Genomic DNA, 26331 nt, shown 5'->3' on the forward strand with positions numbered 1-26331 from the left:
ATGCCCGATATGGAAAGTTTCTGGAAAAATCTAGAAGATACTTACCAATCTGTTTTGTCCGCACCAAGTTTTGATGCTTGGATAAAAACGACTCAACCATTAAAGTTGGAAAATAATCAATTATGGTTAGAAGTTCCTTCTGCTGTCCATAAAGACTATTGGGAAAAGAATTTAGCCGCAAAAATCGTCGAAACTGGCTTTAAATTAACTGGCGCTGAAGTGATGCCTCATTTTGTTATTACTGGTGAAAAAGAAGTGCCAACGGTTCAAGAAGAAAAAAAAGCACCTGTGACACAAGAAAAAATTGCAGAACATGGTAAAAAGGCCTTATTGAATCCAAAATATTCTTTTGACACCTTTGTCATCGGAAAAGGAAACCAAATGGCTCATGCTGCAGCTTTAGTTGTAGCTGAAGATCCTGGTTCAATTTATAATCCATTATTCTTTTATGGTGGAGTAGGCTTAGGAAAAACCCATTTAATGCATGCGATCGGTCATCAAATGTTACAAAATCGACCAGATGCCAAAGTAAAATACGTCAGCAGTGAGACATTTACAAATGAATTTATCAATTCGATTCAAACAAAAAATTCAGAACAATTTAGAAAAGAGTACAGAAATGTCGATCTTCTTTTGGTGGATGATATTCAATTTCTAGCAGAAAAAGAAGCAACATTGGAAGAATTTTTCCATACCTTTAATGATTTGTATAATGAAAACAAACAAATCGTACTGACTAGTGACCGACCGCCAAATGATATTCCGAAATTACCAGAACGTTTAGTTTCTCGTTTTGCTTGGGGTCTGTCTGTTGATATCACGCCTCCAGATTTAGAGACTCGAATTGCTATTTTGCGGAAAAAAGCAGATGCTGAACGTTTGGAAATTCCTGATGATACATTAAGTTATATTGCAGGACAAATTGATTCCAATATTCGTGAATTAGAAGGTGCTTTAGTACGTGTTCAAGCTTATGCTACAATCAATGGTGAAGATATCACAACAAGTCTAGCAGCAGACGCTTTGAAATCCTTAAAATCTGTCGGAGCTCAAAATCATTTATCGATTTTACAAATCCAAGAAGAAGTGGCAAAGTATTATCATATCCAATTAAAAGATTTAAAAGGCAAGAAGCGTGTGAAATCAATCGTCGTTCCTAGACAGATCTCTATGTATCTTTCCAGAGAAATGACGGATAATTCATTACCAAAAATTGGGGCTGAATTTGGCGGAAAAGATCATACAACAGTTATTCATGCTCATGAAAAAATCCAGCAATTAATGGAAAAAGATCCTGCAATTCAAAAAGAAGTTGGAGAAATCAAAAACTTGCTTAATTCTTAGCCTGTGGATAAAAAAGAGAAAAAGCAAAAAGTTTTCCACAAGTTATACACAGGTGGAAAACTTATCTTTTATTCCGTTTCTAGACTTTTCCACAGAATTAACAAGACCTACTACTTTTATTATTTATTTATATATAAATACAAACCTGTCTTAGCAAAATTTTATTCATTTAAAATCAATTACAAAGGAGTTCAATCATTATGAAAGTAACTGTAAAAAGAAATACATTCTTACAAGAATTACAAACCGTTCAAAGAGCCATTTCTTCTAAAACAACTATTCCAATTTTAACTGGTGTAAAAATTGTCTTAACAGACGAAGGCTTATCATTAACAGGTAGTAATGCAGATATTTCTATTGAAAGTTTTCTAAGTCAAGAAGATGAAAAAGCTCAAATGACAATCGAATCAACAGGTAGTATCGTTTTACAAGCTCGCTTCTTTGGAGAAATCATTCGTAAATTGCCTGAAGACATGTTTACATTAGAAGTATTAGATAACAATCAAGTAGCAATCACTTCAGGAAAAGCAGATTTTACAGTAAATGGACTGGATGCAGAAAATTATCCACACCTTCCTGTTATTGACGCTAAAAACCAAATTCAATTACCAGTACACCTGTTGACAAAAATTATCAATGAAACAGGTTTTGCAGTTTCTCTTCATGAAAGCCGTCCGATTTTAACAGGGGTTCATTTTATTTTAGAAAATCAAAAATTATTAGCTGTTGCGACGGATTCACATCGTTTAAGTCAACGAATCATTCCGATTGAACAAGCAGCTGAAGATTTTAACATTGTTATTCCAGGAAAAAGTTTGACTGAACTTTCTCGTTCATTTACAAATGAAGAAGAAATGGTTGAAATCAGCATTATGGAAAACCAAGTATTGTTTAAAACACAAAATATGTATTTCTATTCTCGTTTGTTAGAAGGAAACTATCCTGATACAAACCGTTTGATTCCAACAAGTTTTAATACAGAAATCGATTTTTATGTACCAGAATTATTATCAGCGATTGATCGTGCTTCATTATTGTCACATGAAGGTCGCAATAATATCGTTCGTTTAGCCATTGCTTCTGATTCTGTAGTTCTTTATGGAAATTCACCAGAAATTGGTAAAGTGGAAGAACCGTTGAATTATGAAAAAGTAACTGGTGATCCACTAGAAATTTCTTTTAATCCAGATTACATGAAAGATGCATTACGAGCATTTGGTGATATGAGTATCACAGTTAAATTTATTTCTGCGATTCGTCCATTTACGTTAGAACCGACAGAAACAGATTTGGACTTTATTCAGTTGATTACACCTGTTCGTACGAATTAAAAAAAATACCTATCTCATTATTGAGGTAGGTATTTTTTTGGTTTTCTTATTTAGCAGAAAAATATATATTTATTGGAAAATAACTCATTCAATTACCCAGAATAATTATTTTGGTTACACAGTTAACTAGCAAAATAATCTTTGTAAGTTATTTGTTCTTACCAAAATACTATTATTACGGCTTTTATAAAGGTTTAAGGTGAATGGATGGATTCAAATTGATTTTTAATCTATGAGAACTAATTTTCATTTATAAAATAGGTTGAACTTGTAAATTTCTTCTTAAAATGCATTTTAAGCCTTTTTTTATCGTTAGAATATTTTTTGTCGATTGTATTCAAAATTGCTTAGAAACAAAATTAGACGGATAAATTTGTTTTCTGGTGTAAAAAAGGGTATAATATTAGAGTAAAAGTGAAAATAAAAAAGAGGGATGCATTTTGAAAAAGACAATTGTTTTAGAGACCGAATTTATGACACTAGGTCAAGTCTTAAAAGAAGTCAATGTTATTGGCAGCGGCGGTCAAGCCAAATGGTATTTAGCTGAAAATAGTGTTTTCGTTGATGGGGAATTAGAGAATCGCCGCGGAAGAAAATTATATGCCGGCATGATGATCGAGATACCTGAAGAAGGTACTTTTTTTATGGTGAAAAAAGGCGAGCAAATCGATGAGACTGAATAAAATCGAGGTGCAGCATTATCGTAATTATGATGGGCTGACCTTAGATTTTCCCAAAACATTGAATATTTTTCTAGGAGAAAACGCACAAGGGAAGACGAATCTTCTGGAAAGCATTTATGTTTTAGCAATGACCCGCAGTCACAGAACAAGTAATGAAAAAGAGCTTGTTCATTGGGATTGCGATTCAGCAAGAATCAGCGGTGTTGTTGAAAAAAAGACAGGGACGGTACCGTTAGAAATCATTATTTCTAACAAAGGCCGCAAAACAAAGGTCAATCATATTGAACAAAAGCGTTTGAGTTCATACATTGGTCAATTAAATGTCATTTTGTTTGCACCGGAGGATTTATCCCTAGTCAAAGGTTCACCACAACTGAGACGCAAATTTATTGATATGGAGCTAGGTCAAGTTAATCCGATTTATTTATATGATTTGGTTCAATACCAGTCTGTTTTAAAACAACGCAATCAATATTTAAAGCAACTGGCAGAAAAAAAACAGTCCGATCTTGTCTATTTAGACATTTTGACTGAACAATTGGCTGAATTTGGTGGTAAAGTGTTATTTGCGCGATTAGAATTTATAAAAAAATTGGAACACTGGGCCAACTTACTTCACAAGAAAATCAGTCACGAAAAAGAAGAATTAGCAATTGAATATTTTTCAAGTATCCCATTAGACAAAGAAAATTTTTCACTAGAAGAGATCCAAAAACAGTTGCTGCAGAGTCTTCTTGACAACCGTAAACGTGAGTTGTTTAAAGCGAATACCTTTTTAGGTCCTCATCGTGATGACCTGATTTTTAATGTAAACGGACAAAACGTTCAAACATATGGTTCCCAAGGACAACAAAGAACCACTGCACTAAGTGTAAAGCTTGCAGAAATTGATTTAATGTATTCAGAAACAGGAGAATATCCTGTGTTGTTATTGGATGATGTCATGAGTGAGTTAGATAATGAACGACAATTGCACCTGCTAGAAACGATTGAAGGAAAGGTTCAGACTTTTTTAACAACCACAAGTTTGGATCATTTAAACAATAAATTAACTGTTGAACCAGATATATTTTATGTTCATCAGGGAGAGATAGAGAGGGAAGCATCTATATGACAGAAGAAGAAAAAAATATGAAAGAACGTGCACAAGAATATGATGCCAGTCAGATTCAGGTATTGGAAGGTCTTGAAGCCGTTCGTAAACGTCCGGGTATGTACATAGGCTCCACTAGTTCGGAAGGTTTGCACCACTTAGTTTGGGAGATCGTGGATAATTCTATCGATGAGGCTTTGGCCGGTTTTGCATCAAGTATCCAAGTAGTTATTGAAGAAGACAATAGTATCACAGTTGTCGATGATGGACGTGGAATTCCAGTTGGTATTCAAGCTAAAACGGGACGTCCAGCCGTTGAAACAGTCTTTACCGTTCTCCATGCCGGAGGAAAATTCGGCGGCGGCGGATATAAAGTTTCTGGTGGACTTCATGGAGTAGGTTCCTCTGTTGTTAATGCGCTATCGACGACACTAGATGTAAAAGTCTATAAAGAAGGTAAGATTTACTACCAAGAGTTCCATCAAGGTGCTGTAAAAGATGATTTAAAAATTATCGGTGATACAGATCGTCATGGAACGACTGTCCACTTTGTTCCAGACCCAGAAATCTTTACTGAAACAACTATCTTTAACTTTGATAAATTAGCAACACGTGTTAGAGAGCTAGCATTCTTGAATAAAGGTCTAAAAATCTCTATTGAAGATAAACGTGAAGAAAAACCTGTCTTGAAAGAATATCATTACGAAGGCGGGATCAAGAGTTATGTAGAACATTTGAATGCGAATAAAGATGTGTTATTCCCTGAGCCAGTTTTCATTGAGGGGGAACAACAAGACATTATTGTGGAAGTCTCTATGCAATATACAGATGGCTACCATACAAATCTATTAAGTTTCGCCAATAACATCCATACGTATGAAGGCGGAACCCATGAATCAGGTTTCAAAACAGCATTAACACGTGTAATCAATGATTATGCCCGCAAACAAAAGATCATGAAAGAAAATGATGAAAATCTAACAGGGGAAGATGTTCGTGAAGGATTAACAGCTGTTATTTCTATCAAACATCCAGAACCTCAATTTGAAGGACAAACGAAAACAAAATTAGGAAATTCAGAAGTTCGGACAGTTACTGACCGCTTATTCTCTGAGTATTTCAATAAATTCTTGATGGAAAACCCAACTGTGGGTAAACAAATCGTAGAAAAAGGTTTATTAGCTTCTAAAGCCCGTATGGCTGCTAAAAGAGCACGTGAAGTGACTCGTCGTAAAGGCGCACTTGAAATCAGTAATTTACCAGGTAAATTGGCCGATTGTTCAAGTAAAGATCCTGAAAAATGCGAAATTTTTATCGTCGAAGGAGATTCTGCCGGTGGTTCAGCAAAACAAGGACGTAGCCGTGAATTCCAAGCGATTTTACCAATTCGTGGGAAAATCTTAAATGTTGAAAAAGCCAGTATGGATAAAATTTTAGCTAATGAAGAAATTCGTTCGCTATTTACAGCTATGGGAACAGGATTTGGTGCTGATTTTGATGTAGCAAAAGCCCGTTACCACAAATTAGTAATCATGACCGATGCCGATGTCGATGGTGCTCATATTCGTACGCTGTTATTGACACTCTTCTATCGTTTCATGCGTCCAGTCGTTGAAGCTGGTTATGTGTATATCGCTCAACCACCTTTATATGGGGTTAAACAAGGGAAAAATATCACTTACGTTCAACCAGGGAAAAATGCGGAAGAAGAATTAGCTCAAATTTTGGCATCCTTACCAGCAAGTCCAAAACCAAGTGTTCAGCGTTATAAAGGACTTGGAGAAATGGATGATCATCAATTATGGGAAACAACGATGGATCCGGAAAGACGAATGATGTCACGTGTTAGTGTGGATGACGCAATCGAAGCCGATCAAATTTTTGAAATGTTGATGGGGGATCGTGTAGAACCACGCCGAGCATTTATTGAAGAAAATGCCCATTATGTGAAAAATCTAGATATTTAATTAAGAAGGAGATATATTCATGAGTGAAGAAATGAAAGAGAACATTCAAGACGTCAATCTGACCAGTGAAATGAAAGAATCCTTCATTGATTATGCGATGAGTGTTATTGTGGCTCGCGCACTGCCAGATGTCCGTGATGGGTTAAAACCTGTTCACCGCCGTATTTTATATGGGATGAATGAGTTAGGCGTAACACCAGATAAACCTCATAAGAAATCGGCTCGTGTTGTCGGAGACGTAATGGGTAAGTATCACCCCCATGGTGACTCATCTATTTATGAAGCAATGGTACGTATGGCTCAACCATTTAGCTACCGCAGTATGTTAGTCGATGGTCACGGAAACTTTGGTTCTGTCGATGGAGATGGCGCAGCCGCAATGCGTTATACCGAAGCGAGAATGAGTAAAATTGCTTTGGAGATGCTGCGTGATATTAATAAAGATACAGTTGATTTCCATGGAAACTATGATGACTCTGAACAAGAGCCAGATGTATTGCCAGCACGTTTCCCTAACCTTTTAGTCAATGGAACAACAGGGATTGCCGTAGGGATGGCTACAAATATCCCTCCTCACAACTTAACTGAGGTAATCGAAGCTGTTGGTTTACTGATGGAAAATCCAGAAGTTACAACCAATGAATTGATGGAAGTTTTACCTGGACCAGACTTTCCTACTGGTGGTTTAGTTATGGGTAAATCTGGTATCCGTCGTGCTTATGAAACTGGCCGTGGTTCAATCACTGTCCGTGCTAAAGTAGATATTACCGAAATGCCGAATGGTAAAGAACGAATTTTAGTTTCTGAATTACCATACATGGTTAACAAAGCGAAATTAATCGAACGAATTTCAGAATTACACCGTGAAAAACGAATCGAAGGAATCACCGATTTACGTGATGAATCTTCTCGTGAAGGAATGCGGATCGTGATTGATGTTCGTCGTGATGTTAGTGCGTCAGTTATTTTAAATAATTTATATAAAATGACAGCACTACAAACTTCTTTTGGTTTCAATATGTTAGCAATCGAAAAAGGCGTGCCGAAAATTTTAAGCCTGAAACAAATTCTTGAAAACTACGTAGAGCATCAAAAAGTAGTTATCACACGTCGTACAAAATTTGATAAGAAAAAAGCAGAAGCGCGTGCCCACATCTTAGAAGGTTTACGAATTGCTTTAGATCATATCGATGAAATCATCTCAATTATCCGAAATTCAAGAGCAGATGATGAAGCAAAAGCTTCTTTAATCGAACGTTTTGAATTTTCTGATCGTCAAGCTCAAGCAATCTTAGACATGCGTTTACGTAGTTTAACAGGTTTGCAGCGAGATAAAGTCGAAAATGAATACCAAGAATTATTGAAATTCATTGCTGACTTGAATGATATTTTAGCTCGTCCAGAACGTGTGGTTGAAATCATTAAAACTGAATTAGGTGATATCCGTGATAAATATGGCGATGCCCGACGCACGGAATTATTAGTCGGTGAAGTACTAAGTCTAGAAGATGAAGACTTGATCGAAGAAGCTGAAGTGGTTATCACACTTACAAATAATGGCTATATCAAACGTGTAGCCAATAGCGAATTTAGAGCGCAACGCCGTGGTGGACGTGGTGTTCAAGGAATGGGTGTTCATGATGATGACTTCGTGAAAAACCTTGTCTCTTGTTCAACCCATGATACCTTATTATTCTTTACGAATAACGGAAAAGTATATCGTGCTAAAGGCTATGAAATCCCAGAATACGGTAGAACAGCTAAAGGAATTCCAGTAATTAATATGTTAGGTATTGATTCAAGTGAAAAAATCCAAGCTATCATCGCCGTTGAAGGGCAAGCGGAAGATGGGCACTACCTATTCTTTACAACACGCAAAGGTACAGTGAAACGTACAGCTGTTAAAGCCTTCTCTAATATCAGAAGTAACGGTTTGATTGCAATCGGTCTGAAAGAAGAGGACGAATTAGTCAATGTTATCTTAACGAATGGCGAACAAAACATGATCATCGGAACACACAACGGCTATTCTGTAACATTTGCTGAAACAGCTGTCCGTGATATGGGACGTACAGCATCTGGTGTGCGCGGTATTCGTCTAAGAGAAGATGATTACGTCGTAGGAGCCTCTTTATTGGACGCTGACACGGAAGTTCTAGTCTTGACGGAAAATGGTTACGGCAAGCGGACAAAAGCCTCTGAGTACCCTGTGAAGGGCCGTGGCGGTAAAGGAATCAAAACAGCCAACATCACAGCGAAAAATGGTCCATTAGCTGGACTTACAACCGTTCGTGGTGATGAAGATATTTTAGTAATCACTAATAAAGGTGTCATCATTCGTTTCAACGTAGATTCAGTTTCTCAAACAGGACGTGCTACATTAGGTGTCCGTTTGATGAGAATGGAAGAAGATGCAAAAGTGGTGACGATGGCAGTTGTTGAGCCGGAACCAGAAGAAATAGTTGAAGAAGTTGAAGGTGTAGAAACAACAGTTATTGAAACTGAAACACCGGATGCCGATACAACGACAGAAGAATAAAAGAAGAAAGCCTCTCTCAATTACTATTGAGAGAGGCTTTCTTTACTGAACTTTATAATCAATATGAACTAGCATAGTTACAATAAATAAATATGAAAAAAACTTAATTATCATTTTATTTGTTTTGAAAAAAAGTATGTTTATAATAGATAGTAATAAGAAGTGAGAGGTAACGATATGATAAAAGAAAAATTATTACTATCTAAAAGTTTTTCAAAACAATTAAATATAGGAACAGCATTATCAAATTTCATCGAAAATATCCTTGATATATTTGGGGAAAAAACGACTGTTTCTGAACGTAAACCGATTACCTTTTCAGAGTACTTTTATGTTGAGTTAATTACGTTTTCTAATGGATTTCAAGTTAGAACAAGTCTAGAACGAGATCCAGAAACATTTGAGATAAAAGCAACGGCTTATTCAGAACCAAATCATGGCTATTTATCAAATTTAACGTTAGAAGAATTAAGTATCATGCGCTTACTTGTCAAAAATGAAAGAGAGTTAATCGTTAATCAGAAGTATTCGACAGTGGATCATAAGGAATTAGAACTTATTTCTTCATTGTTGATGAAGTTAAAAATCATAACAGGAGAAATTATATAAAGAGTTGAATGGGCGTAAAAGAGTTCAGATTTTACTTTTGCCTCTATCATCTATTCGGATTCCACGTGATTGAGATATACTCAATCACATGGAATCTTTATTTTTCTATTTTTCGACTTAACAATGTGCAACGTCCAACACATGTCAACTCACCAATATCATTAAATACTTTGCCTTCCCAAACTTGAATCATTTGTCCCACACGATCAGCTGTGGCAATCACGGTCACGGTACCTTTAGCAACACTTTTTAGGTGATTAATTTGAAGGTCGATACCAGCTGCATAAGAATATGCATCAAGCTGTTCATTGGCGCCAAGGCTACAAGCAGTTTCGATTAAAATACCGTTCATTCCTCCATGTAAAATGCCATAAGGTTGCTTATGGAAATCTTGTATTTTCATTGTTAAAATGACTTTTTCTTTAGAGAGTTCGGTTGTTTCTATTTTTAAATAATCTAATAAATGCATTAAAATCAATCCTTTCATTGTTGAGGATGATTAAATTATAGCATAGATAAAGGATTTGTTTATCTTAACGAAGTTTCAATTTTAGTAGTATAATAGTGTTATTAAAAACGAAAGTAGAGGATGTTTGAATGGGTTGTCTAGGAAATATTATTTGGTTTATTTTTGGCGGATTCGCTGGTGGATTGGCTTGGTGCTTGGCAGGAGTTCTTTGGTGTATTACGATTGTCGGAATTCCGATTGGTTTGCAGTGTTTTAAGCTTGCAGGGTTGAGTTTTTGGCCGTTTGGTAAAAAAGTTATTTATAGTACAAGTAGTATGTCATTTTTAGTGAATATTCTTTGGGTGGTTTTCAGTGGATTTTGGTTAGCAGTCGGTCATTGTGTAAGTGGGATTCTTTTATGCGTGACAGTTATTGGTATTCCATTTGGGATGCAATCATTTAAATTAGCTAAGCTAGCATTGATGCCTTTTGGTGCCCAAGTGGTTCCTACGAATAGTGTTTATATGGAATGAGAAAAAAGGAGTTGCGCTGAATTGTCGGTCCAACTTCTTTTTACATTTATATATATTTCTCTGCACCAATACTCTAACTTGTAATTTCTTCTAAAACGAAAGATTAAATTAGTAATGATTTGTTTAATCTTTCACTGCTCTTTAAACCGTCTATCATTCTAAAACTCGTATATTTGTGTATAATAGAAGCATTGAAAACTAATTTTCTGTTAAGGCTAACGAACCTGTTCCGCTTTTAAAATGTTATCTAGCTGTACAAATCAATCCTTAAGAAAATAGATAAATTGTCAGTGAAACAAAGAGCGTTTTAATGTCAATTTCCTAATTTTCTACAGGATTAACTGGTTTGTTCCGCTTTAAAATTATAAGGAGGTTTCCTCATGAGAAACTGGACAACGATCAAAGAATATGAAGAAATTTTATTTGAACAAGAAGGTAAAGTCGCGAAAATCACCATTAATCGTCCTCAAGTACACAATGCCTTTACACCAAAAACGGTTATGGAAATGATCGATGCATTTAATATTAGCCGCGATAGACAAGATATTGGCGTAATCATTTTAACAGGTGCAGGAGACAAAGCATTTTGTTCTGGCGGAGATCAAAAAGTCCGTGGACATGGCGGCTACGTTGGTGAAGATAGTGTTCCTCGTTTGAATGTATTAGACTTACAACGTTTGATTCGTGTGATTCCAAAACCAGTTATTGCAATGGTTAAAGGATATTCAATCGGAGGCGGAAATGTCCTTCAACTTGTTTGTGATTTAACAATCGCAGCAGATAACGCTAAATTTGGTCAAACGGGACCAAATGTCGGTAGTTTTGATGGTGGTTACGGTTCTGGATACTTAGCTCGTGTGATCGGTCATAAAAAAGCCAAAGAAGTTTGGTTCTTATGTAAACAGTATTCAGCTGAAGAAGCATTAGATATGGGTTGGATTAATACGGTTGTACCTCTGGATGAAGTAGAAGATGTAACGATGGAATGGGCAGAAGAAATGTTGAAGAAAAGTCCACTTGCGTTGCGCATGATTAAAGCTTCTCTAAATGCTGATACAGATGGACTTGCCGGAATCCAGCAATTAGCAGGTGACGCAACACTACTTTATTACACAATGGATGAAGCCAAAGAAGGCCGAGATTCATTTAAAGAAAAACGTGATCCTGATTTCGACCAATTCCCTAAATTCCCATAAAAGGATGAAGAACATGAGTAGTTGGCTACAAAAACAAGTAAACGAAAGACCAAACCATCCTGCTTTTTATTGGCAAGATGAAACATGGTCGTTTGCTGAGGTTGCTGAAGAAGTAAAATATTGGGTAACAGAATTTTCTTCAAAAATCCCAAATAAAGAAAAACGAATCGGTTTATTTAGCCGTAATTCAAAAGAAATGTATTTTTCGATTCTAGCTTTGTGGGAATTAGGGAAAGAACTGGTTTTATTAAACACACATTTAAGCTTGCAGGAACTCCACTACCAATTGACCGATGCTTCGGTGAACCAGGTGGTGGTTTCTACTGAAAGTTTGCCGTTTTTTTCAGAGTTGAAACAAGTAACGACCATTGAAATGTCACGTTCAAATCATAGAGATGTTGAAGTTGAAACTGATACTGCATACCAACTTGATGCTACAGCTTCGATTATGTATACATCAGGCACAACAGGCAATCCTAAAGGCGTGGTGCAGTGTTTTAGTAATCATCTAGCAAGTGCTTTGGCAACACAAGAAAATATGAATATCACAACGGATGATTGTTGGCTTTGCCCGGTACCATTATTTCATATTAGTGGTCTATCGATTGTGATTCGTCAATTGGTGTTAGGTTGTAGTCTGCGTTTATATAGTAAATTCGATGCAAAAACGGTAACGGATGATTTGTCTAAAGGTCGTGGAACAGTGATATCTGTTGTAGCAGTTATGTTGCAGGAGTTGCTGGAATTGTATCCTGAGAATGGCTATAGCTCAAAATTTAAAGCAATGTTACTTGGCGGCGGACCAATTTCTTCTAAAGCTTTGGAACAATGTGAAAGTTTTGGAATTCCTGTGATACAATCATATGGAATGACGGAAACCTGTTCTCAAGTCGTTGCTCTGAGCTTTGAAGATGCTGCAACCAAAATTGGCTCTGCTGGTAAACCATTAAAAGGTATGAGGGTTAAAATTGTTGATGATACAGGACGTTTACTTGAACCAAACGAAGTTGGAGAAGTTTTGCTAAAAGGGAATAACGTTGTTCAACAATATTTAAATGGTGAACAATGGCTAACAGTAAAATGGACCGCAGATGGTTGGTTTAAAACGGGGGATATGGGTTATTTGGATAAGGATGGCTATCTGTATTTGGTCAGTCGTTTAAGTGAGTTGATTATTTCAGGTGGTGAAAATATTTATCCCACAGAAATTGAGCATATAATCCAAGAGTTTCCTGGGATAAAAGAAGTTGCGGTGGTTGGCGAACCTGATGAAAAATGGGGCGCTGTTCCTGTTGCTTATATCGTTGGTGAACAGACAATTACAGTGGAAAAAATAAATAGATTTGCACAAACCTATTTAGCAAAATATAAGTTACCTAAACGGATTTATCTGTGCCACTCTTTGCCGAAAACGGCCAGTGGAAAATTAGCAAAACATCGTTTAACAACAATAGAAAGGGAGGCTTTTTTAAACAAATGAGCATTCCTAAAGAATTAGAACAAGCTTACGAAAAAGGCTATCGTCAATTTAGTTGGGTCAAAGAATTAAATGAATATACAGATTCTTTGCGTACTTATTTTGAGAAGGGGCAAAAAACATTTAAAGGTGAACGTTTTTATTGGCAAACACCTGACAAAGACCTTACTTTAGTGGGCTTTGGTAAAGAAAAAGAATTAACGTATAATCAGGCATCTTTTGAACAAGTAGATGCATTTATTTTAGATGAAAAAGAAAAGATTTATCAAAATCATTCTATTACAGGAACAGGTGCTATTTTATTTGGTGCATTTGCCTTTGATACAAAATCGCCCAAACGCAATGATTGGGGTTTTATGGAACAAGGGTTGTTTTATCTTCCTACTTTTTTGATTACTCAAATTGAGGAAAAACAATATCTTACCATTAATTTTAGCGTACAAACACAAGAATTATTACAGAAAAAATGGACAGATCTTACGTCACAATTTGCTGATTTGATGGCTAGTCAAGTTGTAGCAAGTAAAGAGGCTGCTCAAATAGAAGCCAAGGAAGTTGCGGTATCTGAATGGATGACTGTTGTTGATGAAACCGTTGAAAAACTAAGAGAAGCGGGACCTTTAGAGAAGGTTGTTTTAGCTAGACAGATGGAAGTGAAAAGTAACGTTCCATTTCAAGCAGATATCATCTTAGAAAATCTCCAGCAGCAACAAACGAATACGTATTTTTTTGTTTTAGAATCAGATGAACAGCTCTTTATTGGTGCTACGCCTGAACGCTTATTAAAAGCTTCTACAAGGACTTTTTCAACAGCTAGCATTGCCGGTTCTGTTTCACGTGGAACAACAGAAGTGGAAGACATGGAGCTAGGAAATTACCTATTGCATGATATCAAAAATCGCCAAGAACATAAAATTGTTGTTGACCGAATCATCAAAGAATTAGAACAGATGACAGGTACTAAAATTCAGGTGCAACAGCCGCAATTGTTAAAAAATCGCGATATTCAGCATTTATATTTGCCTATTGAAGGGCAGCGACAAAAAGACTATCGTTTCTTAAAAGGAATCAAGCAATTACATCCAACACCAGCATTAGGTGGGGAACCGAAGGACTTAGCTTTGAAATGGCTCAAGGAACATGAACCGTTGGACCGAGGTTTATATGGAGCGCCAATTGGTTGGGTTGCTATCAAAGAAGATGTGGGAGAATTTGCAGTTGGGATTCGTTCCGCAGTATTTTCTGGAAACGTTGGCTACCTATATGCGGGTTGTGGAATTGTTAAAGATTCTCAATCAGAACAAGAAAGAATTGAGACAAAAATTAAGTTTCAACCGATGTTAAGAGGAATAGGCGGGGATGATCGTGACAAATCAAAGTGAGATGACATACTATTTACAAGCTTTTGTTGAAGGGATGGTCAGCAGTGGCGTAGAGCAGGCTGTGATCAGCCCAGGTTCTCGTTCTACCCCTTTAGCGTTGTTATTACATCGTCAAGAAAAGATTGAGACTTTTATTGAAGTGGATGAACGCTCAGCTGCATTTTTTGCTTTAGGTTTAAGTAAAGCTAGCAGAAAGCCAGTTGCTTTATTATGTACATCGGGAACAGCTGCAGCGAACTATTACCCAGCAATTTGTGAAGCGAATGCCAGTCACATTCCATTGATGGTTTTAACGACTGATCGCCCCCATGAACTGCGGCAAGTTGGTGCACCACAAGCGATGGATCAATTTCACTTATTCCAAAGTCATGTGAAATCATTTATAGAAATGGCACTTCCAGAAGGAACAAAAAACATGTTGGATTATGCCTATTGGCAAGGAATGCGGGCAACAGATACAGCCTGTCAAACACCAAAAGGTCCAGTTCATTTGAATTTTCCCTTGAGAGAACCACTATTACCTGATTTGAGTCACTCGTTGGTTGCTGAAAAAACGACTGAAATACTTGCAGGTAAAAAACAACTGTCAGAAGAGCAACTAATGGAATGTGTGAAGGCATGGCAGGGGAAAAAAGGCGTCTTGATTGTTGGTGGAAGCCATTCACCAGAAGAAGCTGAAGTATTTATTGCTTTGGCAGAAGCGTTAAACTGGCCGATTCTTAGTGACCCATTAGCAAATATCACTTCATGCAGCAAAAACAGCTCTTTAATTATGAGTTATGCTGATCTATTTATCCAAGAAGTTACGATGATTCAGATTCCAGAAGTAGTCGTTCGATTTGGGATGCTTCCTATTTCCAAAAATACAATGTTATGGCTGAAATCACTGAATGAGACGACAATAACCTATTTCATTGATGAAACAGGTGAATGGCAGGATCAATTAAAACAAACCCAAGTCGCTATCCAGGCCGAAGAACAAATCTTTGCTAAAGCTATTATAACTAAAGTTGAAACAAAAACGTCGGATTTATGGTGCAGTCAATGGATCAACTGGCAAAGAACAACTGAAGAACAATTAATGGAACTAAGTGAGATGAATACACTAAACGAAACATCCGCAAGTATACTTGTCCATAAAAAAATGGCAACTGATGGTCAGTTGTTTGTTTCAAACAGTAATGCAATTCGCTTTTTAGACCGATTTTCAACGGCTGAAAATAATCACTATCAGTTATTCGGTAATCGCGGTATCAATGGGATTGACGGTATTGTTTCAACAGCTTTAGGAGTATGTGCAACAAATCCAGACCGTCAGAATGTCTTATTGATCGGGGACTTAGCCATGTATCATGATATGAACGGTTTATTACTAGCCAAACGATACAATTTACCATTAACGATTGTTTTATTGAACAACAATGGTGGGGGAATTTTTTCTTTCCTTTCACAACGTCAGTTAACAACAGAGGATTTTGAACCGATTTTCGGAACGCCGATTGATTTAGATTTTTCTTTAGTTGCCCAATTATATGATGCAAAATATGTGAAGGCTGAAAGTTTAGAACATTTAAATCAATTGCTGGAAGCGACGAAAAAACAGTCAGAATTCCAAATAATTGAAGTAGTCGGTGATCGTCAAGAGAACGTATTGTTGTATGAAAAAGTGATTGAAGGCTTAAAAGAAAAGCTAGGGAAAAATTAATGAATACGAACATAAATGGTGTGAATTATTATTATGAGTGGTTTTCAACCTATAAAGAAGATCGACCAACGTTAGTTTGCTTTCATGGGTTTACTGGGACGAGCCAGACATTTAGCCCCGTCTTTCAAAAAGAACAAGATATAAATATATTAACTATAGATTTAATTGGTCATGGTCAAACAGATTGTTATGTTCATCCTTATCGTTATCAGATGGATTGTTTGTGTCAGGATATTGCGTTGTTGACAGAAAAGTTGGGACTATTTCAGTTTGCTTTATTAGGCTATTCAATGGGTGCTAGAGTGGCTTTAGGATTCACCTGCCTATTTCCTCAGAAAGTATTACAACTAATCTTAGAGAGCGGTTCTCCAGGCTTAGAAAGCATGATAGATCGAATGACTCGCAAACGTTCTGATGAGCATTTAGCCAGTTTTATTATGAGCAATCCAATTGAAGCGTTTGTTGATAAGTGGGAGAAGTTATCTCTTTTTGATAGTCAAAAAAGACTACCGCTTCAAACGCAGAAAATGCTTAGACAAGGACGATTATCACAACGGTCTTTTGGTCTTGCTTGTAGTTTGTGGTATATGGGGACGGGAGTTCAGCCTAATTTTTGGCCAGCATTAAGTAATATAGATGTTCCTATTTTGTTGATTGTGGGAGAATTTGATCCTAAGTTTCAACAAATTGCGCAAAAAATGAAAGAAAAACATCCAGTTATAACGATTGAAACCGTGAATGATGTAGGTCACTGTATTCATTTGGAAAAACCACAGATATTTGAGAAAATTGTTTTGGCATTTTTATCTAGTTTTTCAGGCTAGCTTCCAAAGCTTGTTACCTAAATTTAAGGAGGAGATCCCGTTGAGAATTCACCGAATTGATCGTTATCGTGTCAGACTGCCTTTGCGTATTCCTTTTGAAACTAGTTATGGTCGTCTAACAGAAAAAGCATTCGATATTTTATTGGTCACAGATGAATTGGGTAACCAAGGGATGGGGGAGTTAGTTCCTTTTGAACAGCCAGATTACATAGAAGAAACAATAGATACTGCTCGAATTATTATCGAAAAACACCTGATCCCTTTGTTGAAAGATGCAGAGATTCACCACCCTAAAGATGTATCGATTCTCTTTGATGAAGTGAAAGGTAATCAAATGGCAAAATCCAGCCTTGAAACAGCAATATGGGATTTATATGCCAAACGAAATGGAACGAGCCTGAAAACGTATTTTAGTGATACTAGAACACAAATTCCCGTTGGAGTAAGTGTTGGGATTCAAACTGATTTAGCTGTATTGATGGATCAAATTACTGAATATGTAGGACAAGGGTATCAACGGGTCAAATTAAAAATCCGTCCGGGTTATGATTTAAAACCAATCGAAGCGATTCGGAAAAAATTTCCTGAATTAACGTTGATGGTAGATGCCAACTCAGCCTATACCATTAAAGACATACCTTATTTAAAGCAATTAGATGAGTATGATTTAGCTATGATTGAACAACCCTTTGCAGCAAATGATTTTTTAGACCACGCACTTTTACAAAGAGAACTAAAAACGGCTATTTGTTTGGATGAAAATATTCGGACGTTGAAAGATTGTGAATTAGCTTATTCATTAGGGAGCTGCCGAAGTATCAATTTGAAAATTCCTAGAGTAGGTGGAATCACGGAAGCTATGAAAATAGTCGATTTCTGCAAAGAAAAAGAGTTACTTGTTTGGTTAGGGGGAATGTTTGAATCTGGTATTGGCCGGGCATTGAATCTACAGTTCGCTTCTCAAAAAATCTTTACTTTCCCAGGTGATATTTCAGCTTCTGATCGTTATTATTATGAAGATATTATAATGGAACCTTTTGAAATCCATAATGGCGAAATAAATGTACCTGATGGATTGGGAATTGGTGTTTCTTTATCTAGAGAAATAGTAGCAAAATATGGGATTTATGAAACAATATTTAGTAAATAAAAAGCATCTCAGACGAATTTTCCACTTCGTCTGAGATGCTTTTTATTTTTCTTTCAATGCTTTTTCGATCTGTAGTCGTTGTACTTTCATCGTAGCTGTACGAGGAATTTCTTCCCAATCCATAATGATAGGTTTATTTAAATGAGGCAAATCAGCAACTTGCTCCCACCAAGCATCCCAATCCATTCCTAGTTTTGGATCAACTGCTAAAATTGGCTGAGGAGAATTATCTTTAGCTCTGACAACAATGACTTCTTGAAGAAAGTCTAGAGAATCCAACAAATGATCCTCGATTGCTAAACTGCTATCAATTTTTTCAATCAAATCTACTTGACGATCCTTCAGGAATAAATGACCATTTTCATCCATGAAGCCGTAATCACCACTATCCCACCATGGACCAAAAACAGTCGCTTGGAATCGATCATCTTCTTTATAGTATGTTAGCGCGCGTCCTTTAGATAAAAATTGAATATGTCCATCTGTCATAGCTGGCAAGACATTACCCTCTTTATCTGCAATACGAGCCTCAGTTAAACCTTGTAATCCAATACCCATATCACGGGCATCAGATGTTTTCAATGACTCTAAGGTATGTGCTTTTAAGATCATTGGGCCACATTCACTTTGTCCATAGACTTGGAGAAAAATTGGTTCATTTTTCTCTGAAGCTTTTAAGAAACTTGCCATCGTTGCATTGTTGATTGCATCAAATGTAGAGTGGTAATAACGAACACTGGCAAAAACTTCAGGTTGTTGTTTTGCTAAGGTTGTCCACTGAACAAAGTTGTTTGGGTGTGTTTCAAGAGCAATCGGTTGATGTGTTGAGAGCATTTTTGAAACGGAATCACTGTTTGAAATTGACAAAGGCATCATTGGAAAACCCATTGCCATTAAAGAAGAGACACCAATATTAAAACGAGAGTGAACAGGTGAAATATGAAAACCAACAAGTTTTGTTTCAGCAATTTTTGTAAAAATCGTTTTTTGCCATTTTGTTCGCCAACCCATCGAATGAGCAGAGTGGCAAATCAATTTAGGAATCCCAGTTGTTCCAGAGGTATGTGTCATATAAGCAATAGCATCTTTAGATAATTCCTCTTGGGGAACTTTTTTAGTGGGAGCCTGTAAAAGTTTTATTATTGAAATTTGTTTTTCTGGTGAACTATTTTTTACTTTAGCAATTTTATCTTCTGTTTCTTCATCAAACAAGATAAATGGATTTTCCAAACGATCAACAAAAACTTCAATCGTTTCTGCTGGAAAATGATAAGAAATCATTGCGGGAACAGCACCTAAGTAAGAAGCTGCAACGGCTAATAAATACGTATCGAATTTTGAGCTTTTAAAAATAATGATTTTATCTTCAGCCTTTACACCTAAACTAGCTAGTTTATAGGCACGATTTAAAATAGCTTCGTGGCTTAGTTTGTAGGTGTACTTTGTTCCAAGCTCAGGAAAAGCTGGTAAGATTTCATCGTGAATAATGGTAGTTTCAGGGAAATTAAGTGAGGCTTCAAGATAATTCGTATACAAGTTAAGTGGTTGGTATTCTAATAATTGATTCAATAGGTATGCATCCTTTCAAACTACGTTAGTGTAATAAATCTTTGTGTAATAACGAACAAGGATAGTATACCATGAAAAATAAATAACCTAAATTAATAACAAAAAAATGAAAAAAGTAGATTTAAACGTATATTAAAGTAAGGCATAAGAGAGAATGATTGCTTAATAAAAAAAAAGATCAAAAATTGTTAAGAATGCTTGATTTTATCAGCTTTTAGCTGTATAATGAAAAATTGTGAGTAGTCTATATATTTTAGATAACTCTCCTTGCTCTTAGCAATCTAAGAGCCTAAAGTCCATAGGGAGGTGAAATCAATGAGTCAAGCTACGAATTATGAAATTATGTACATTATTCGTCCGAACATTGATGAAGAAGCAAAAACTGCTTTAGTAGAACGTTTCGACACAATTTTGAAAGATAACGGAGCAGAAGTTATCGAATCAAAAGATTGGGAAAAACGCCGCTTAGCATATGAAATGAACGGATTCCGTGAAGGCATCTATCATATCGTTAAAGTATCTTCTCCATCAACTGCAGGAGCAATCAATGAATTTGATCGTCTTGCTAAAATCAATGACGATATTATCCGTCACATGATTATCAAGGAAGAAGCATAAGAAAATGTTTCACGTGAAACATTGGATTGACGAAAGGAGATGTTTAAATGATTAACAACGTTGTATTAGTTGGAAGACTAACAAAAGATCCAGATTTACGATATACATCTAGTGGTTCAGCGGTTGCGACATTTACTTTAGCGGTAAACCGTAACTTTACGAATGCAAATGGAAATCGTGAAGCAGATTTTATTAATTGTGTGATTTGGCGTAAACCTGCTGAAACAATGGCAAACTATGCACGTAAAGGTACATTGTTAGGTGTCGTTGGACGTATTCAAACGAGATCGTATGAAAATCAACAAGGTCAACGTGTGTATGTTACAGAAGTTGTATGTGAGAATTTCCAATTGTTAGAGTCTCGTTCTGCTTCAGAACAAAGACAAACACAAGAAGGATCAGGATCATCATATAACGCTGGTGCTAATAGTGGCGGTGGAAGTTTCCAACCGAAAACACCACAAAATAATGATTTTTCTGGACAAAACAATTTTAATCAATCATCCTCTCAGTCTAACAATAACGGTATGCCTGATTTTGATAGAGATTCTGATCCATTTGGTGGAACAGGAGCAACTATTGACATTTCAGATGATGATTTACCATTCTAAACGAATTTGATAGGAGGGAATAAGAATGGCACAACAAAGAAGAGGCGGACGTAAACGTCGTAAAGTCGATTATATTGCAGCAAACCATATTGAATATATTGACTATAAAGATATCGAATTACTAAAAAAATTCATTTCTGAACGTGGAAAGATTTTACCACGTCGTGTAACTGGTACTGGTGCTAAGAATCAACGCAAATTAACAATTGCAATCAAACGTGCACGTATCATGGGCTTATTACCATTTGTTGGTGAAGAGCAATAATATAGCAATTACTAAGGATCAAAGGTATATGCCTTTGATCCTTTTTTTTTATGGTCAAAGATAATATTACTTGGAATAAAGAACGTAGAGTACGTGTCTTGTTTTATAATTTCTGGAAGGGTCTGTTAATTGTTAATACATACTCTTTTTAGAATGTTTCACGTGAAACATATACGATTCGCAGAAAACTCATTTTTATGCTAAAATAAGCTTATCTGTAGCACAACGGAGGAGTCTTTATAATGGGAAAAAATGGAATGAAACGGATTTTGAGTTCTGTATTCGTTCTCTTTTTATTAGAAGCAGTACTATTTTTCTTTATATCTAATAAATATATTTCGATAGCTGGACTAGTTATACTCAATCTTATATTAATAAATCGAATAGTATACCTAATTAAAAGCATTGAGATATCTAATACAGAAAAAATTAGAGAAGCCAGTACAATTGCAGAGAAATCATTGGATTATGCTTTCAATGAAGTATCTGTTGGGATCATAAATTATGATTCTAATACAAAAGAAGCAAAATGGTTGAATCCCTTTGCAGAAAATATTTTTAGAAAAGATGGTCAATCGCTGATTAGTCCAGAATTAATTGAGACATACGTATTATTAGCAGAAAAAGGTAAAGATATTTTTAAAATTGAGGATCATGTTTATCGTTTCAATATTGACACAAATCAAAGTACGATTACCTTTAGAGATATTACGAAAGAAAGTAATTTATATCAAGAAAAACTAGAAATGCAGACAGCTATAGGCATTGTTTCAGTAGATAATTATGATGATATTACAGATAGTATGGACGAAAAAGAAATTTCTTATTTGAATAGTTTTATCACTACAATGGTTTCTGATTGGATGGATGAATATCAAGTTTTTTATAAAAGGCTGAATGCGGAACGTTACTTTTTTATTGCGCAGCTAGAAGATATCAAAAAAATGATGGATTCGAAATTTCAGATTTTAGATAAAATTCGAAAAGAATCTAGTACAAGGGAGATTGCGATTACACTAAGTATGGGTATTTCTTATGGCGGAGAAACATTAAGCCAAGCAGGGAACACAGCCCAAACTAATTTAGATATGGCATTAGTCAGAGGTGGCGATCAAGTTGTTGTTAAAGAAGCGAAAGATAATGCCAAACCTGTTTTTTATGGAGGTAGAACTGCTTCTGTCGCAAAAAGAACACGTGTTCGCTCTCGTGCGATGAGTACAGCAATCCAAGGAATCTTGTCGGAATCTTCAGATGTGTATATCATGGGACATCGTTTTCCAGATATGGATGCTATAGGTTCAGCATTTGGTATGGCCAGATTAGCAAAATTTCATGATAAAGAAGCATGGGTCGTTTTAGAGAAACATGAGAGTATACCAGATGTTGAACGTGTCATGACGGAACTGCAAAAGTATCCAGATTTAGCTAAACAAATTATTACCCCAAAAGAAGCAATGAAAAGAAAAACGGATAGTAGTTTACTAATCATGGTAGATTACCATAAGCCATCACTTTCAATTTCACAAGAGTTATATGAACAGTTTGATAAAGTTGTAATTATTGACCATCATCGTCGTGGAGATGAGTTTCCAGTAAAACCATTACTTTCATATATTGAATCTTCGGCCTCGTCTGCTTCAGAGCTAGTGACAGAATTAATTGAATATCAAAGCAGTACACAAAATCGATTGGATAAACTGGAAGCAAGCTTATTACTTGCAGGGATTGTTGTCGATACAAAAAGCTTTAGTGTTCGAACTACAGCACGCACATTTGATGTTGCTAGTTATTTAAGAACTTGTGGTGCTGATTCATCTTTAGTACAATACTTATTAAGCTCAGATTTAACTAGTTATTTAGAAATGAACAGTTTGATTGCAAAAAGTGAGTATGTGACACCAGATACAGTCCTTATTGCAGGTAGTGAAGACAAAGAATATGATAGTGTGACTGCGGCTAAAACAGCGGATACTTTGTTATCGATGGTGGGAATCAATGCAGCATTTGTGATAACTAAACGGACTGATAAGCAAATTGGTATTAGCGCACGAAGTAACGGATCTATTAACGTCCAACTGATTATGGAAAATTTGGGCGGAGGTGGTCATTTTACGAATGCTGCGGTACAATTAGCTAATGTAACAGTAGCAGAAGTAAAAGAGCAGCTATTGAAAGTGATTTATCAAAATATAGATGTGATGTATGATTTAGATTCGCAGACTAACCTTACGGAAAAAAGATAAAATTTTTTTGTGATAAGAACTGTCTTAATCATGTCTGTCAGATCTGGATGAGTTGATAATTATTCTACGAGGAGGAGTAAAACATATGAGAGTCATTTTTCTAGAAGATGTTAAAGGTAAAGGAAAAAAAGGTGAAGTGAAAGAAGTGCCAACAGGTTACGCACAAAATTTCCTAATAAAAAATGGGTACGCCCAAGAAGCAAATAAAGGTAGTATCAGTGCTCTTGCAGGACAAAAGAAGGCGCAAGATAAACACGATGCTGAAGTTTTAGCTGAAGCAAAAAAAATGCAAGATTTCTTGGAAAAAGAAGAGACTGTTGTAGAGCTTAAAGCGAAGGCTGGAGAGGATGGACGTCTTTTTGGGTCTATTCCTTCAAAACAAATCGCAGAGGCCTTAAACAAGCAATATAAGGTGAAATTAGACAAACGTAAGCTGGAACTATCACAACCGATTCGTTCACTAGGTTTTACAAAAGTCCCAGTAAAATTACACCATGAAGTAACAGCAATAATTAAAGTTCATGTTGTAGAAGAATAACTAGCAAAAACAGAGGATTTCCTCTGTTTTTTTCATATTTTGACATATAAATGATATAGCATTGTCAGTGTACATTTCTGTCGTTTCTTGTTAAAATAGAAAGACTGAACGGCGTAATTTGAGCTATAGGAGAGAAAAAAATGAATGAAGTATGGCAAGATCGAGTACCGCCCCAAAGTATGGAAGCAGAGCAGGCCGTTTTAGGGTCGGTTTTTTTAGATGCTGAAGTTATCATTGATGCTTTAGAATACATAGAACCAAAAGATTTTTATCGCCGTAATCATCAATTGATTTTTCAAACTATGCTTACTTTGAATGATCGAAATGAAGCAATTGATGTTATCACGATCAAAGATCGTTTGGAGCAAGAGAATTTATTAGAAGATGTGGGTGGTTTAAGCTACCTGTCAGATTTAGCATTAGCTGTACCAACAGCGGCTAATATTGTTTACTATGCTAAAATCGTTGAGCAAAAATCATTACTTCGCAACTTGATCCAAACGGCTACAGAGATTGTTACCAAGGGATTTGAACAAGGTGAAGATGTTGAAACAATCCTAGATGATGCAGAACGCAGTATTTTAGAAGTATCAGAAAAAAGAAATCGAAGTGGCTTTTTATCAATTGCAGATGTTTTGAACACGTCAATCGCAAACATCGATCAATTGTATCAAAATGATGAAGAAATTACAGGCTTGCCTACTGGTTATCCAGCCTTAGATAAAATGACTGCTGGACTACAAGCGGAAGAATTGATTATTCTTGCCGCCCGTCCTGCCGTTGGTAAAACAGCTTTTGCTCTAAATATTGCTCAGAATATTGGAACCAAAACAGATCGTTCTGTTGCTATTTTCAGTTTGGAAATGGGGGCAGAGTCACTTGTTAATCGGATGCTTTGTGCAGAAGGTTCAATTGAAGCGGGACATTTACGTACTGGACAGTTATCAGAAGATGAGTGGCAAAATCTAATTATCGCAATGGGAAGTTTATCTAGAGCGCAAATTTATATTGATGATACGCCTGGTATTAAAATTACAGAAATACGGGCAAAATGCCGTAAACTAGCGCAAGAAAGAGGAAATCTTGGATTGATTTTAATTGATTATCTACAATTGATTGAAGGAACTGGCCGAGAAAGTCGTCAACAAGAAGTATCTGAAATTTCCCGTCAATTAAAAAAATTAGCGAAGGAATTAAAAGTTCCTGTTATTGCTTTATCACAATTATCTCGTGGTGTAGAACAACGTCAAGATAAACGTCCAGTATTAAGTGATATTCGTGAGTCTGGATCTATCGAGCAAGATGCGGATATCGTTGCTTTCCTTTATCGTGATGACTATTACGACCGTGGTGAAGGCGGCGAAGATGGGGATCATGAGCCACCAGAAATAGATAATGTTATTGAAGTAATTATTGAGAAAAACAGAAGTGGTGCCCGAGGGACGGTAGAGTTGTTATTTATTAAAGAGTTTAATAAGTTCGCTTCCTTATCTCAAAGGCCGGATGATTTTTAAAGACTAAAAACTAAAAAGAGTTTTAAACCAATATTCAAACTGGTTTAAAGCTCTTTTTTTAATTACCATAATTCTGCTATTATTAAAAATCCTGGAATCCAAGCGGTAACAATTCCTTCAAAAATTGCTAAATATAAAACAAATTTTCTAATAGGAAGAGATAAAACATTTTCCAAAAATCCGCTAAACCAAAGAATCCCCCAAAGAATCCAAATGATAGCGAAGCGCCAATCACCACTAGCATAAGCAAGATAAGCACAAGGAATGGCATTGACAGCCACAAATAATCCAAAAATACCATATGCTCGCCAGTCTAAGTCAAAAAGAAAGAGGACACCCATTAAAAGATTCGTACAAGCAAATAAAAATCCTGTACCGGCAGAAAAATACTCTCCCCGTAATAAAAAAGCAGTGTTAACTATAAACGTAATACTTCCTGTAAATAAATTTATAAATGCTGCCGATTTGCCATCTACTCCAGCTAATCCGCAATAGCCATTACTAATCAATGTAATGCCAACAAATAATAATACAACACCCAACAAAATAAAAACCCTCCTATTTAAAATGAATTGCGTATTACATTTTACGCTAATTTTCCAAAAAAGTAATCAAAAATTTGTTGTTTTCAGATAAAAAAATTTCACTAAGGATAAGACAACTGATTTTCATTCATTGAATATCCCTTCAAT

Annotated in this window: 23 protein-coding genes; 20 read left to right on the top strand and 3 right to left on the bottom strand. The window is 36.0% G+C overall.

Translation table 11 applies throughout. The features are described from left to right. From dnaA to AC4BB2_RS00035, 7 genes are all read left to right on the top strand, one after another. On the top strand, positions 1–1344 hold the full coding sequence (dnaA, locus tag AC4BB2_RS00005; protein WP_490473425.1) for a chromosomal replication initiator protein DnaA: 1344 nt from the start codon (positions 1–3) through the stop codon (positions 1342–1344). A 200-nt stretch (positions 1345–1544) separates the two neighbouring features. Then, complete coding sequence (gene dnaN / locus AC4BB2_RS00010; RefSeq protein ID WP_490473426.1) at positions 1545–2675, top strand: DNA polymerase III subunit beta; 1131 nt, start codon at positions 1545–1547, stop codon at positions 2673–2675. A gap of 440 nt (positions 2676–3115) precedes the next feature. Further along, the gene (yaaA, locus tag AC4BB2_RS00015) at positions 3116–3358 is read left to right on the top strand and encodes a S4 domain-containing protein YaaA (RefSeq protein WP_490473427.1); all 243 of its coding nucleotides are present in this window, start codon (positions 3116–3118) and stop codon (positions 3356–3358) included. Beyond that, entirely contained in the window at positions 3345–4472 is a 1128-nt protein-coding gene (gene recF, locus AC4BB2_RS00020; protein WP_490473428.1) for a DNA replication/repair protein RecF, read from the top strand. The genes yaaA and recF overlap by 14 nt, the downstream gene beginning before the upstream one ends. Continuing rightward, positions 4469–6418, top strand: coding sequence for a DNA topoisomerase (ATP-hydrolyzing) subunit B (gene gyrB, locus AC4BB2_RS00025; RefSeq protein WP_490473429.1), 1950 nt, complete (start codon positions 4469–4471; stop codon positions 6416–6418). The genes recF and gyrB overlap by 4 nt, the downstream gene beginning before the upstream one ends. 19 nt (positions 6419–6437) lie before the next feature. Next, positions 6438–8957, top strand: coding sequence for a DNA gyrase subunit A (gyrA, locus tag AC4BB2_RS00030; protein WP_490473430.1), 2520 nt, complete (start codon positions 6438–6440; stop codon positions 8955–8957). 177 nt (positions 8958–9134) lie between these two features. Further along, positions 9135–9566 carry a hypothetical protein gene (locus AC4BB2_RS00035; RefSeq protein ID WP_490473431.1) on the top strand — a complete coding sequence of 144 codons (432 nt, stop codon included), beginning with the start codon at positions 9135–9137 and terminating at the stop codon, positions 9564–9566. Positions 9567–9663: 97 nt separating this feature from the next. On the opposite strand, the gene AC4BB2_RS00040 is transcribed toward AC4BB2_RS00035, so the two are convergent. Then, positions 9664–10035, bottom strand: coding sequence for a PaaI family thioesterase (locus tag AC4BB2_RS00040; RefSeq protein ID WP_490473432.1), 372 nt, complete (start codon positions 10033–10035; stop codon positions 9664–9666). Between the two features lie 128 nt (positions 10036–10163). Here AC4BB2_RS00040 and AC4BB2_RS00045 point away from each other — a divergent pair, with 128 nt between their 5' ends. The 7 genes from AC4BB2_RS00045 to menC all read left to right on the top strand — a co-directional run bounded on the left by AC4BB2_RS00045 (position 10164) and on the right by menC (position 18281). Continuing rightward, positions 10164–10547 carry a YccF domain-containing protein gene (locus AC4BB2_RS00045; RefSeq protein WP_490473433.1) on the top strand — a complete coding sequence of 128 codons (384 nt, stop codon included), beginning with the start codon at positions 10164–10166 and terminating at the stop codon, positions 10545–10547. 380 nt (positions 10548–10927) lie between these two features. Beyond that, positions 10928–11743: a 1,4-dihydroxy-2-naphthoyl-CoA synthase gene (gene menB / locus AC4BB2_RS00050; RefSeq protein WP_490473434.1), complete on the top strand. Its 816-nt coding sequence runs from the start codon at positions 10928–10930 to the stop codon at positions 11741–11743. 13 nt (positions 11744–11756) lie between these two features. Then, positions 11757–13223 carry an o-succinylbenzoate--CoA ligase gene (locus AC4BB2_RS00055; protein ID WP_490473435.1) on the top strand — a complete coding sequence of 489 codons (1467 nt, stop codon included), beginning with the start codon at positions 11757–11759 and terminating at the stop codon, positions 13221–13223. Further along, entirely contained in the window at positions 13220–14602 is a 1383-nt protein-coding gene (locus AC4BB2_RS00060; protein ID WP_490473436.1) for an isochorismate synthase, read from the top strand. Before AC4BB2_RS00055 ends, AC4BB2_RS00060 begins: the two co-directional genes overlap by 4 nt. Further along, positions 14586–16307, top strand: a complete 1722-nt coding sequence (gene menD / locus AC4BB2_RS00065; RefSeq protein WP_490473437.1) for a 2-succinyl-5-enolpyruvyl-6-hydroxy-3-cyclohexene-1-carboxylic-acid synthase — start codon at positions 14586–14588, stop codon at positions 16305–16307. The genes AC4BB2_RS00060 and menD overlap by 17 nt, the downstream gene beginning before the upstream one ends. Next, positions 16307–17131 (top strand): 2-succinyl-6-hydroxy-2,4-cyclohexadiene-1-carboxylate synthase, encoded by an 825-nt coding sequence (menH, locus tag AC4BB2_RS00070; RefSeq protein WP_490473438.1) that lies wholly within the window; start codon positions 16307–16309, stop codon positions 17129–17131. The genes menD and menH overlap by 1 nt, the downstream gene beginning before the upstream one ends. A 40-nt stretch (positions 17132–17171) precedes the next feature. Further along, positions 17172–18281 (top strand): o-succinylbenzoate synthase, encoded by a 1110-nt coding sequence (gene menC, locus AC4BB2_RS00075; RefSeq protein ID WP_490473439.1) that lies wholly within the window; start codon positions 17172–17174, stop codon positions 18279–18281. Positions 18282–18323: 42 nt separating this feature from the next. On the opposite strand, the gene AC4BB2_RS00080 is transcribed toward menC, so the two are convergent. Then, positions 18324–19850 carry an AMP-binding protein gene (locus AC4BB2_RS00080; protein WP_490473440.1) on the bottom strand — a complete coding sequence of 509 codons (1527 nt, stop codon included), beginning with the start codon at positions 19848–19850 and terminating at the stop codon, positions 18324–18326. 315 nt (positions 19851–20165) lie between these two features. Between AC4BB2_RS00080 and rpsF the strand changes: the two genes are divergently transcribed. The 6 genes from rpsF (at position 20166) to dnaB (ending at position 25639) form a co-directional block, all read left to right on the top strand. Beyond that, entirely contained in the window at positions 20166–20468 is a 303-nt protein-coding gene (rpsF, locus tag AC4BB2_RS00085) for a 30S ribosomal protein S6 (protein ID WP_069663270.1), read from the top strand. Between the two features lie 47 nt (positions 20469–20515). Next, complete coding sequence (gene ssb / locus AC4BB2_RS00090) at positions 20516–21079, top strand: single-stranded DNA-binding protein (protein WP_490473441.1); 564 nt, start codon at positions 20516–20518, stop codon at positions 21077–21079. 25 nt (positions 21080–21104) lie between these two features. Beyond that, positions 21105–21344, top strand: coding sequence for a 30S ribosomal protein S18 (gene rpsR / locus AC4BB2_RS00095; RefSeq protein ID WP_010762117.1), 240 nt, complete (start codon positions 21105–21107; stop codon positions 21342–21344). A gap of 242 nt (positions 21345–21586) precedes the next feature. Beyond that, entirely contained in the window at positions 21587–23587 is a 2001-nt protein-coding gene (locus AC4BB2_RS00100) for a DHH family phosphoesterase (protein WP_490473442.1), read from the top strand. Positions 23588–23672: 85 nt separating this feature from the next. Further along, positions 23673–24125 (top strand): 50S ribosomal protein L9, encoded by a 453-nt coding sequence (gene rplI, locus AC4BB2_RS00105; RefSeq protein ID WP_490473443.1) that lies wholly within the window; start codon positions 23673–23675, stop codon positions 24123–24125. Between the two features lie 140 nt (positions 24126–24265). Continuing rightward, entirely contained in the window at positions 24266–25639 is a 1374-nt protein-coding gene (gene dnaB, locus AC4BB2_RS00110) for a replicative DNA helicase (protein ID WP_490473444.1), read from the top strand. Positions 25640–25701: 62 nt separating this feature from the next. Here dnaB and AC4BB2_RS00115 read toward each other — a convergent pair whose 3' ends face one another. Next, on the bottom strand, positions 25702–26184 hold the full coding sequence (locus tag AC4BB2_RS00115; RefSeq protein WP_490473445.1) for an AmiS/UreI family transporter: 483 nt from the start codon (positions 26182–26184) through the stop codon (positions 25702–25704). Positions 26185–26331: the final 147 nt, after the last annotated feature.

Source organism: Enterococcus sp. AAFC-DPL-5146 (genome assembly GCF_058216635.1).